This window comes from Pseudoalteromonas sp. C2R02, assembly GCF_018860845.1.
Classification (GTDB): Bacteria; Pseudomonadota; Gammaproteobacteria; order Enterobacterales; family Alteromonadaceae; genus Pseudoalteromonas.
The window spans coordinates 54,667-67,193 of record NZ_JAHKQC010000041.1 but is presented as its reverse complement, the minus strand read 5'-3'; the positions used below and the strand labels follow the sequence as shown (position 1 = coordinate 67,193).

8 protein-coding genes are annotated in these 12,527 nt (G+C 35.5%); 1 reads left to right on the top strand and 7 read right to left on the bottom strand.

The genetic code is table 11. The features are described 5' to 3' along the window. Positions 1-66: 66 nt before the first annotated feature. On the top strand, positions 67-912 hold the full coding sequence (gene fghA, locus KO527_RS19770) for an S-formylglutathione hydrolase (protein WP_216041983.1): 846 nt from the start codon (positions 67-69) through the stop codon (positions 910-912). A gap of 74 nt (positions 913-986) precedes the next feature. Here fghA and KO527_RS19765 read toward each other — a convergent pair whose 3' ends face one another. From KO527_RS19765 to KO527_RS19735, 7 genes are all read right to left on the bottom strand, one after another. Then, positions 987-3,086 carry a hypothetical protein gene (locus KO527_RS19765; protein WP_216041982.1) on the bottom strand — a complete coding sequence of 700 codons (2,100 nt, stop codon included), beginning with the start codon at positions 3,084-3,086 and terminating at the stop codon, positions 987-989. Between the two features lie 149 nt (positions 3,087-3,235). Further along, the gene (locus tag KO527_RS19760) at positions 3,236-6,292 is read right to left on the bottom strand and encodes a PilC/PilY family type IV pilus protein (RefSeq protein WP_216041981.1); all 3,057 of its coding nucleotides are present in this window, start codon (positions 6,290-6,292) and stop codon (positions 3,236-3,238) included. Next, positions 6,289-6,777 (bottom strand): pilus assembly PilX N-terminal domain-containing protein, encoded by a 489-nt coding sequence (locus tag KO527_RS19755; protein WP_216041980.1) that lies wholly within the window; start codon positions 6,775-6,777, stop codon positions 6,289-6,291. Before KO527_RS19755 ends, KO527_RS19760 begins: the two co-directional genes overlap by 4 nt. Further along, positions 6,765-7,760 carry a PilW family protein gene (locus KO527_RS19750; protein WP_216041979.1) on the bottom strand — a complete coding sequence of 332 codons (996 nt, stop codon included), beginning with the start codon at positions 7,758-7,760 and terminating at the stop codon, positions 6,765-6,767. Before KO527_RS19750 ends, KO527_RS19755 begins: the two co-directional genes overlap by 13 nt. A gap of 2 nt (positions 7,761-7,762) precedes the next feature. Further along, entirely contained in the window at positions 7,763-8,314 is a 552-nt protein-coding gene (pilV, locus tag KO527_RS19745; protein ID WP_216041978.1) for a type IV pilus modification protein PilV, read from the bottom strand. Between the two features lie 194 nt (positions 8,315-8,508). After that, positions 8,509-9,867, bottom strand: a complete 1,359-nt coding sequence (gene glmU / locus KO527_RS19740; RefSeq protein ID WP_216041977.1) for a bifunctional UDP-N-acetylglucosamine diphosphorylase/glucosamine-1-phosphate N-acetyltransferase GlmU — start codon at positions 9,865-9,867, stop codon at positions 8,509-8,511. A gap of 257 nt (positions 9,868-10,124) precedes the next feature. Continuing rightward, a complete protein-coding gene (locus tag KO527_RS19735) occupies positions 10,125-12,443 on the bottom strand; it encodes a methyl-accepting chemotaxis protein (RefSeq protein ID WP_216041976.1) in 2,319 nt (772 codons plus the stop codon). Positions 12,444-12,527 lie beyond the last annotated feature (84 nt).

Below are 12,527 nucleotides of genomic sequence, written 5' to 3'. Positions count from 1 at the left end.
GGAGATAACTTTAAAATTACTTATAAATTCCACTGCTCAGTTTCAATCATTCAGAGGTTACAATCCATGTCTTTAAATAATACCAGTTCCAATAAAATCTTTGGTGGTTGGAATAAGCAATATACGCATGCTTCTACTAGTTTAAATTGTGAAATGCGTTTTGCTATTTATTTACCTCCGCAAATAGCACAAGGTAAAAAAGTACCTGTTTTATATTGGTTATCAGGTTTAACCTGTACTGACGAAAACTTCATGCATAAAGCCGGTGCACAACGTATTGCTGCAGAGCTAGGTATGGCGATTGTTGCACCAGATACAAGCCCTAGAGGCGAAGGTGTTGCAGACGATGAAAGTTATGACTTTGGCCAAGGCGCTGGTTTTTATGTGAACGCCACACAAGCGCCGTGGAATCGTCATTATCATATGTATGATTATGTAGTGAATGAGCTACCTAAATTAATAGAAGCGCATTTTCCAGTAACACAACAACGTGCGATAAGCGGTCATTCTATGGGTGGCCACGGTGCATTAACGATTGCTTTAAAAAATCCTGAAAACTTTAGCTCTGTTTCAGCATTTAGCCCAATCGTTAATCCAATTAACTGTCCTTGGGGTCAAAAAGCATTTACAGGTTATTTAGGTAAAGATAAAAAAACTTGGCAAGAATACGATGCCACTGTTTTAATGCAACAATCTGAAACTAAGCTGGATAAATTACCTATGCTGGTGGATCAAGGTTCTGAAGATAACTTTTTAGTCGAGCAATTAAAGCCTGAAGCATTAACTGAAGCTGCAAGCAAAGTTGATTACCCGCTAGAGTTAAGAATGCAGCCTGGTTTTGATCATAGCTACTTTTTTATCGCCAGCTTTATTGAAGATCACTTACGTTTTCATGCTAAGCATTTTTCTTAGATATAAATATCTTCTTAGCTTTAAGTAAATCAATAAAAAAACCTCGATTATTCGAGGTTTTTTATTTTTGAATTTTAATATCTATTTAGTCTAAAGCGATTAATTTTAGTGCCTTCTTTAGGTATCATACCTGAATTTAATGCAATGATTTTTTTATATTCATCTGGCAAATACTGTTTTATTCTCTCTACCCTAGCATAATGACTAGGTTCAATTTTTTTATTCTCTTGTATGATAAGATCAAAACTTGGGTTGAGTTTGCCAGTTTGATAACTGTCTTCTAATAATAGATCTAAAGCGTCTAATCCTAAGCTGTCAAATTCTGGTGAGTATCCTTTATCTAATAATAATTTTACGACTTCAGCTGAATGTAATACTGCAGGTAAAAAAATGTCATTGCCAAGTTGATCCTTGATAGTAAAGTCAAAACCGGCATCCATTAACGCCTGCCAGTGGTCAAATTTAGCCTTTTTAAAGAAAAGTAAATTAGAAGGTGGAGTTGGTGAAACCCTAGATCTCCAAATAGGTAAAACATTATCTACATTATTAAATATAGATTGTAATAACCAATCTGTTTCTTTAATTGTCAGTGGTTTTGTCATGCTATATTCAAGCGCGCGTTGATACTTATCTTGTGTTATCAAACCAAGAAACTCACTATCATTAGATGCTGTATATGGCTGATTTCGTCTGTGCCATAAATTAACTAAAGAGGGGTCTATTTCATGTAAGTTTGGTGCTATATCCACATTCAATTTTTTTATGTCATTTATAATATCGTAAGCTTCTTGGTTTTTTGCAAAACCTTCTGCAGCTAATAAATCTTCCTTGATTGATGTACAGCGATCAGATTTATCATTTTTAGCTTGTACTTTTATGTTTACATTTTTAATAACTTTTGAAAGTAATGATCCATCTATTGGTTTTTGTTTTATTCCCCAAGGGTTTATATGTTTTTTTTCAATTAATTCGATTTTATTTAACTGTGCTTTCAATTTTGGTTCTAATACTGATGTAGTTTGAAAATTCCGCCTAATTGGTGCTTGAAAAAAAACCTCAGTACCATTATTATTTTGAAACGATTCTCCATGTGCAGCATAACCTTTATTGTGTAGGTAAGTAATTGTATTTAAATATTTTTGTGGGAAGTTATCTAAATCTTGATAAGCCTTAGCATCTGAAGGTAAATGCATAATAGCGATATCCATAGCTGTTATGATACTTTCTTCATTTGTGCCTTTAACACCATGCTTTTCAAGTAACTTTAATAACTCTAGGTTATGTTTAGAAGCGGCTAAATCTGCCAAGTTATCAAATGAATCTGAATTCCCTAGTGCTATAATTGGCATATCATTAATTGCTTCTGTTTTAGCCATTAACGCCGATATATATTCAATCGGCATATCATTCAAAATAGCGATAGCAACATCATTCACATTAAAACTATTAAATGCGATTGCTTGTTTAAATTCATCCAATTCAAGGTGATTCGCGGTTAAAGCAAACAAGATAGAAGGTGAAATCACAGGGCTATGCTCAATACCAATGGCTGACTCTAAATATGTATTAAATTGATCATTATCTAATAGTGCATAAACATCAGATTTATTAATATTTTTTGCTAGAGGCAAAGTCATAACAAAACCAGAAAGAGTTCCTTCAACTTCTTTTAGCTGTTCTACAATAGTAGGTATGCTTTCTGGTGAGAACCCATTAATTACCGATAAACCATCCCATTTAAGTAAAATTTCTGATGACTTAGTGTAATTGTATTTAGGTTTTTCAATATTTATTTTTGCTAAAAGGATCAAGTCATTATAATTTTTATAAAAAGTCTTGTATTGATTTGAATATGCCAATAATTCTCTAACTGTTTTGCCTTGTTTTAACTCGTTTTCTAAAGCTTGAATGAGTTCTTGATGAATATCACTTACATCAGCTAAAAAATTAGCTTTTTTATGTTTACATTGCGCTTTAGCTATTTTCAGCTCTTTTACTTTCTGAATTACAGGTATGTTATATTGAGCTGGTGCATCTGTATTATCAATTACAGTTTGAGGGCTAGCTTTAAGTTGATCGGGCTTAGTTATTTTTGAGTTATCTGAACTTTTTTGTAAATAAAAACCGATTAGTAAAATACCACCAATACCTAAAATTCCAATTGTTTTTTTCATACTAGCTTACTTAATCCCTGTAGTTGTAATCTAATGTAATGCAAATAGCATCATACACTTATTTGATATCAAATAAAAAAGAGTTAGCATCATAAGATGCTAACTCTTAATAAATTTTATATTCGATCCGATTCAAATTATGCTTTCAATTAATACTCTTCATATCTATAAATATACGAACGTATGGTTTTTAAACCTAAAGGATCTGGCTCTACGATATCTATAATGCCATCACCGTCTTTATCAACTGGTACTAAGCTATCAACAACTGATTTAGCTTTAATTACGCCAGTACCATTTTCAACATCGCCCACACCGATTAATAATAACTGGCTATTGCCATCTTTATCTTGGTCAAAAACGATTTGTGCTGTGTCTGGTATGGTATCGCCTACATCCATCGCAAGTGTATCGTAAACCTTAGTGCCGTAATGCAGGTGGAATGCATATAACAACCCACCACCGCCAGATAATGAACATTGATTAGTATTAGAATCATCAGCAGGCGTAAAGGTAGAGTAATATGCCACGCCACCAGCAACGGTTGCTTCTGATAATGCTTTTTCACCTAATGCTAATGTGTAATGCCAACCTTTAAATTTTGAAAACTCGATTTCTACATCTTCAAATGCATCTTTATCATCTAATACACTGCCAAATGGATCATCATTAACTGATTCCAAATCTGTCACTTTTATAGGAGAAGGAATATTCCTGATAAATGACTTAGTAATGGTGTTTTCATCTCTGATCATATAAAGGTGGTTTGAAGTAGTGGTATAAGTAGGATGTGAACGATTACCACTGCCTATTACTATGGCTTCAAATGGCGTTTCTTCTCTATTTACTGTTTTAGTGATCACACCGTTATTATCTTCGCTCGCTTCAGTCACTTTACTAAAGTAAGTGCGTGCAACTGTACTTTGATAAAAGAAACGTCGATCGTCTATGGTATTTTTTGAACCTAACTCAGCTAACTTAAACACTGTCCAAGGTGTATCTGAACTTTTAGGTTCACTACCAGGTAAATCAAAGCGCCAAATGTTTCCACCAGTATCAGAGGCGTATAATCTATCTATATAACCATCGTAATCCGAGTCTAATGTAGTGATGTCTCCAGGAATGCCATCTACACCGGGAAATAAAGTATTACCTAAAGGGGTAAAGCTCCAAACTAACTTCCCAGTATCCGCATCTGCGATAAAAACACCTTGGCCCTTGTTATCTTCTGTTTTAGTTACATTATCTTTATTAATATCGTAACCAGCGCCAAAAATAAGCAACGGCTTATTTTGATATCCGTTTACTTTGATATAGCCAATATAAGGTTTTGACCAAGATTGTCCCATTTCAGCAAAGCCAGAATCTTTATTTGATAATGAAAACTTTAATTTAGGTGAATCAGGTGAGGTGATATCTAAAGCATAATATGCAGAGCCACCTCGACGCATACCAAAATATGCCCATACACGATCATTACCATTGACTATGCCATCGTCATTTTGATCATCAAAGAATATCGCTGGCGTTAAATCCATACCATATACCTTGGTATCTTGTTTATTCGATTTCAGCGCGGATAAGTTGTCAAATAGCTCGTAGGGTATAAAACCCCAGTTCTCTTTAACCGTATCACCACTGTCTTGAAACATATGAACAAAACCGGCATTAGTACCAATTAAAATGCGTATATCGCCATTGCCATAATCAATTGCTACAGGTTTTGAGTGTAATGGGTCGCCCATAATATCTTCACGCTGTTCTGTGACTGAACCATCGTTATTTTCGTCTAATACATCAATGCCCTGTGACCAGCCAAATAAACCTTCTAACTCGGTTTTATCTACCTGCATTAAAGTTGATAAATCGGTATCTGATATGCCTAAATTATTAGCTGCACTTTTACTAAAATCATATAAAGCTGATTTGCTGCCAAAATCTGTATAAAGCTTACGTTTAGATGTTGTTTCTAAAGCCAGGTTGACGCCACCAGCTAGTACGATATTGCCATCAGCAGGCTCGTTTGAAGGTAACCAGTAAGTTCTGGCATCTTTAGCGATACTACCGCTTTCATCTATAGCTGGTAATGGTGGGGTTGATGAATCGACTATTGCTTCATCAACTAGTTTTAATTTTTTAAGATTGCCTTTCCAACGCGCACCTTTTTCAGGATAAAACATCGCGTAATACAAGCTATCATGACTTTGCGTTCTGTCTGTATTATTGCTGGCAACCGATGGAGAAGTAAAAGTATCGTTGACTTCTCGGATATCCATAATCGCTTTTTTAAGTGCATCAGATAGCTCTTCAGCAGTATTTGCATGTAAAAAAGTACCACCGCCTTGCAGTGCGGTTTTTTCTAATAAATATTTACCTTTATCACTCATACCAGTACCAAAACCTATGGTATAGGTTCTGCCAACATCTTTGACATCTGGTGTTGCTGTCCATAAATCATTGTTATATAAATGATCAGCCAATGCATGTAAGTAATTACTATCACCACCATCAGTTTTTATAGGTGATGGCTTGCTGCCAGATGGAAATAAGGCTTTTATTTTATCGTTTCTGCCTGTATCACTAGTAGGATCGCCATCGGTCATCAAAATCATATTAATTGAATTATCACAGCGTAATATTACTTCGCCATTTTCTTCTTTAGGAATAAATGGCGATATGTAACGGCTATTACTTTCTACACTTTTATCTCTTTTACTCATTTTGGTTGCTTGGTCTACATTACCACCAATCAAATAACGATAAGCTTCATATAAAGTCTCAGATAGCGGTGTTGCACCATCAGCAGGTAAATTATCAACTGAAGCCAGCATAGCCGCAGAATCAACGCCAAGGCCGTTTACAACATATCCGCCTTTACCGCTTTCACTACTAAAACGCATTAAACCAAAATCTACATCTGGGTTAGTTATAACTAAATCTGAAATAGCGGCTTTTGCGACATTTAAACGGCTATTTTCACAGGGAACTTCTCCTCCCCACCAAGTTGAACATTTTTTACCTGTTGTTACATCCCACGCCATGCTGCCTGAGGTATCAAATACCACAACAACACGGGGCTTTTCTGTTATTTCAATATCGTAATTAACATATAGTTCTATATCTTCTGCTTGCAGTGGTTGTGAAACAGCAAATAAACTGGCAACTAAGGCACTTGATAATAGATTTTTATTTAAATTAATTTTCATTGTGATTGCCCTATTACTGCTAATTCTTGCACTATGCCATTTCTTACTGCAACTAAATGTTTGTCGTTTTTACCATAATTAAGCTCTGTATTTACTCTTAATATATTGCACTTTATACCGCTGGTGGCGGCGAATTTAGGTGGGCAATCAATGATTGCAGGCCCTTTATTCATATTAAACAAAGAGACTCTTGAGTTAACATCTGATGGCGTGATATCTATACTCTCTTGCTCACCAAATTGGCCCGATAAATATAAAAAACGATTTAAGTCCGCTTTTTTATTCATTTCTGAAATAAGCGCTTTATCTGCATCACCTTTCACTTGTGTTTCAGATTGCTCACGCTCTTGTGCTGTTTGTGTGATTTTTAAATCAATACTGCTAGAGCCCATTAAACTAACAGCAATGCCAGTAACAGCTAATAACATTAATAGAGCAGTCACTAATACAAAACCTTGGTTTTGTTTAGGGTTTACATACGCCATTGATCATCTCCTGCATTGGCTATTTTGATAGTTGATACAAACAAAGTACGGCGGTATTTGTCGTTAAAAGTGAGTTTTCTTTGTGTAGCAGCATCTGTACCGCCTAAAATATAGGTTTTTTCTATCGCTTTATTGTTCATATCTTCTTTAAAAGAGCGAACCAATAAAAATACCTGAACAGTTAAAATAGAAGCATTATTCCAATCTACTTGACCCATTTGTGCTTGCGTATTGTATAGATCAACTCGGTTATCTCCTGTGGTATCTAAGCCAAATATAAAGCGCATATTTTCTACACCTTCCATTATGGTTTCAGATACCATACCTTTATCTGCACTTAAGCGTTTGCGTACTAAAGTAGGCACCTCAAGTGCTTGATTACCCATTTTGTAACTCTGGTTTTCAATAAAATAAACATGATGTTTATAAGCCCAAGCAGTGGCATTATCGTGAGGGAGCACAATAGGAGTGCCAGTTGCTGGTGGCATCATAATTTGTGCTTGTGTTGACTGGCTAACAAAGTGATAAAGGTCTGAGTGCTCAGTTTGTTCTGTAATATCCTTTCCTGATACTCGCTTGATTTGTAAAATATCACTGGATTCTACAGCTGTATTTATACAATTTAGCGCTGAATTTGATTGTGCTTCTAATGCATAAATAAATCGAAAGCTTTGATTTGATTCAATAGGAAAACTACCATTATTATCGCCTTCACTACAGTCATTTGATATCACACCTGGTGAAGTTACAAGTTTATGGCTTAAAGTATCGTTATCAAAAGTGCCCCAAAAACCTGTTAGCTCAATGTCTTTTCGCAATATATCCATTGCTAACCGACCAGACTCCTGAAGCTCACCAATTTCTAACGTATCATTTGTTGATACTTTCATACTCAAATAGGTGAACATCACACCCGCTAATATAAAACCACTGACAATCAGTGAAATCATCATTTCAATAAGCGTAAAGCCGCGCTGATTCATCATTAGCTCCTAAGTAGAATAAAGCTATTTAACGTGATTAACCGTCTATTTTTGGTATTAATGCCACATGATATTTTTTGATTATCACTTGATTGCTTAATACTTTGACGCCCTTGCCAACTGACAACTATCTCTACGTTTATTTCACTATCAGCAATTGAGCTCGGTGTAATGCATAAACGTGCATCTGCTAAAGTGCCTGTAAATTCTTTTGCTTTAATTTGTTTTTTCCACTCTTCAACATCAAATGCAGCCATTTCTGTAGAACTGCATGAGCTATCCAAGCAAGACTTCACATTGTTAGCTTGATCAGTACTGGCGATCTCTATGTTATAGGCGCTTAATAAGTCAGAGGTATCATTTGCTCTAAGTCGATGCATTACATCGTTTGCTAAAGTTAAAGCTGCTGCTCTTTGCAAAGAATCATAGCTCGCTTGTTTTGCTTTAGCTTGTAAGCCGATAGCCCCTAATAAGCCTATCGTTAGAATTACAAACGCGATCAAAGATTCTAAAAGCGTAAAACCTTTGTTGTTAAAATGTTGCGTATAAGACATGGGTATTAAAAGGTAATATTAAGTTAGGTAAATAGTACCAATTAAGGGTGAATTTTAACCGATGTAAAGGGTGTTAGTTTGTGATCAAAGGTGACTAAGTGTTACTGGATTTTGGTGGGATTTATAGGTATCGGATTTATAATAAAAAAGCAGGTTAAGCTTTCACTAAACCTGCTCTAAAGTAATATTAACACTTACTTTTTAACTGGACGTTTCCAGCCATCTAAATTACGTTGCTTACCACGCGCGATTGCTAATTGATTATCGCCAACTGTACCTGTGACAACAGAACCAGCACCCACAGTGGCTAAGTTACCAATTTCAACTGGCGCCACTAAAGATGAGTTAGAGCCTATAAATGCCCCATCTTTAATAATTGTTTTAGATTTATTTACGCCATCGTAGTTACAAGTGATGGTACCTGCACCCACATTAACTTTTTTACCGATTTGGGCGTCGCCTAAATAGCTAAAGTGATTGGCTTTTGAGCCTTCGCCTAAAACAGACTTTTTCATTTCAACAAAGTTGCCAATGTGAGAGTTTGTTTCCATCACAGCTCCTGGACGTAATCTTGCAAATGGACCTAAAGTACATGCAGCGCCTACAGTTGCATCTTCAATTAATGTATTTGCTTTAATTACTGCACCATCACCGATTTCACAGTTTTTAAGTACACAATTAGGGCCAATTTGAACATTGTTACCTAAAGTGACTTTACCTTCAAAAACCACGTTGATATCAATCACAACATCTTGGCCTGTTGTGATCTCTCCACGTACATCAATACGTGAAGGATCAGCTAAACTTGCGCCATTTAGCATTAACTCTTCAGCTAACCAAGCTTGATAAGCGCGCTCTAAACCAGCTAATTGTACGCGGTTATTAGCGCCTTCTACTTCCATTGGATGTTCAGGCTGAGCAGATGTAATTTCGATGCCATCTTCTTTAGCCATAGCAACGATATCTGTTAGATAGTATTCGCCTTGTGCGTTTTTATTAGATAAACGGCCTAACCAAGATTTTAATAAACCACCGTTAACCGCCATAATACCAGTATTAACTTCTGTAATTTTAAGCTGCTCTGCTGATGCGTCTTTTTGCTCAACGATACTAACTAATTTACCATTTTCACGTATCATGCGACCGTAACCCATAGGGTTGACTAAATCCACGGTCAAAACAGCTAATCCACGCTCAGGTAAAGCAGTTAATAGTTTTTCAAGTGTTTCTTGCTTAGTTAAAGGCACATCACCATATAAGATAAGAACGGTATCTTCATCTGAAATGAATTCTTTAGCTACTGCAACTGCATGGCCAGTTCCTAATTGCTCATCTTGTAATACCCAATTTAGATCTGATGTTTTGATAGCATCTTGCAATAACTCACCGCCATGGCCATAAACTAAATTGGTTTTTGTAGCGCCAAGTGCTTGGGCTTTATCAATAACATGCTGAACCATAGGTTTACCAGCAATAGGGTGAAGTACTTTAGGTAAAGCTGAACGCATACGCGTGCCTTTACCCGCAGCTAAAATAACAGTAGTCAGAGACATTAAAACAATTTCCTTCTTTCTTTGTTTTACTAATTTGTTTTACATAATTAGATCTAGATTACTATTTATAACTATGATGTATTATTTTTATCCTAATCCGTAGGCATAAAAATTAAATAGTTTAAATATTAACGTTGAAATAAAAAGTAATAATATTGGCGAGTATTTTAGCGGTTATTTGAGCAATATATAAGTAAAAATCAAATATAAAAAGCCACTTAAGCTATTTAGTGGCTTTTCAATAGTTTAGTTATAATTTAAGCGATTTTAAAGCGTCCGACTAACGAAGATAAATTAGTCGCATAATTATTTAACTCTTCAGAAGAAGCCTTTACTTGCTCTGTTATGGCTGCATTTGATTGTGCATATTCATCTATCGAACAAATGCTTTCACTTACAGAATCAGCTGCAAATTTTTGCTGATTCGCAGCTGTTGCTATGGTTGCATTCATTTGTGATAGCGTTTCAATTACATCAGAAACATCTGTGAGTTTATTTCTCACTTGAGAAACTAAATCTATTCCAGATTGCGCCATAGTTGCGGCGCTGCCCATAGAGCTAACCGCTTTGCCCGCAGCAGACTCTAATGCATTAATGCGATTTTGTACTTCAACAGTACTTTGCTGAGTTCTAGCAGCAAGACTTCTCACTTCATCAGCTACAACAGAAAAACCTCGTCCATGCTCTCCTGCCCTAGCAGCCTCTATTGCAGCATTTAATGCTAATAAGTTGGTCTGCTCTGCTATTTCATCTATCACTCTGAGGATCACTTTTATTTCATCTACTTCGCTACTCAGCAATGAAATTACACCTGATGCCGATTCCACACCATGTACTAATTTGTCTATTTGCAATCTCGCTTCTTCTGCAAAGTCTGCACTTTGTTTAGAAATGGTATCAGCATCTTCAGAAGTGCGAGACGATTGCTCTGTATTATTAGCAACCTCTTTAATAGACATATGAAATTCTTCAACTGCAGCTGCAACCATTTCTGTTTGCATTTTTTGCTGTGATGCCGCATCCATAGCAACCACTGTACTGCCTTTTAATTGCGTAGATGAAGAAGCCATACACTCTGAAGTTTGTTTAAGCTCAATTACCAAATCTTTTATAAACTCATTAAACAAGTTAAAAGCTTTTCCTAATTCTCCAATTTCATCATCACGGTTTGCCTCTTCTAATTGCTGTGTTAAATCTGCACCACCCGTTGCTATTTCTTTTAAATTTGAGATTAAATGATTGAGAGGTTTAGTTAAACTGCGAGCAAAATACAGCCCAATAATTAAAGCAATTACCACAATGGCTATAGTGATATATAGAGAGATATTTAACATTTTTGTTTCTAATAAATACGCTTGCTCAAGTGCTTCAGCTTTATCAATCTCGCTCAAAATAGCCCAATTATTACCACCTACTTTTATCGGTGCATAAGCCGAAAATACCCGTTCACCTCGATAATCTAGATACTCTTCAAAACCAGCATTTCCTTTTAATGCACTATCAACCCCATTGCTGGCAACTTTTTGTAAACCAATAGAGGTGCCTTTTGCATCTATTATATTAGCTTCAACTCCCTGACCACTTTGCTTTAAAGCTTGTACATAAGCCGCTTTATTTTCAATTAAAAAGCGACTTTGGTTTCTCATTGTTTTATCACTTCCTACAAGATAAGTTTCGCCCGATAAACCAAATCCTACATCAGCCCACTTTTCATTACTGGTCATAATTGCATTGATATTATCTATAGGCATTTGGAAAATAAGCACTGCAATTTTTTGTCCATTTTCAAATATAGGCGATGCAATAAAAGCGGCAGGATCTTGATACGAAGGCAAGTAAGAAGCAAAGTCAGTTTGAAAAACTTGTTGAGCATTATTAAAGCTATTTGCAATTTTAAAGGCATCAGCTATTGATGTATTTGCATAAGGCCCCGTTAATAGAGAGGTCGCAAAATCTGACTCTTTAAAAACTGAATAAACAATATGTCCCGTATTTGGCTCAACAATGAAAATATCATAGAAACCAAATTTTATAAGATAATCTCTAAATGCACTATGGTATTTTTCATGAGATTTAGAATAAAGAGAATCATCTTCAGCTGTCATTAATACATCTTTTGAACCTAAAGGATTAGCGTTTTTTGCAATATATAAGTCTTGCCAATACAATGCATCTTGCGACATGGCATTTATAATTTGCGATATATTGGCAGCTTCGTTTTGATTTCTTTTTTTGAATTCGTTGTTAAAGTCCTCTCTGTAAAAGGTACTCAAATCATCGTTTTTTATTTGATTCGCAGACTCATATTCAAAAAAGTTTTGATTAAATTCTTTTGCAGCTTCAATTACCATAAGGTTATTTGAAAAAGCACTCACTTGGTTTTCTATACTTTTGAAGTACCCTTCTATTTGTTGTTTCTTTTGTTCTCTTGATGCTGTTAGAGCGCGCTTTTTCTCTTGTTCTAATGAAGTAAATAAACTATCTATCGAGGTTTTACTTAAAATACTGGCTAGTAATATCAGCGGTAATATCGCCATTAGTGACATCATTAATAATAACTTAGTCCTAATTTTCATAACATTCTTCCCTGTCCATGTTTACTTTTAAATTAAAGTTACGCCGAAAGTATGGTTCTAAAAGGGGGAATGTCAAAAGTAAAA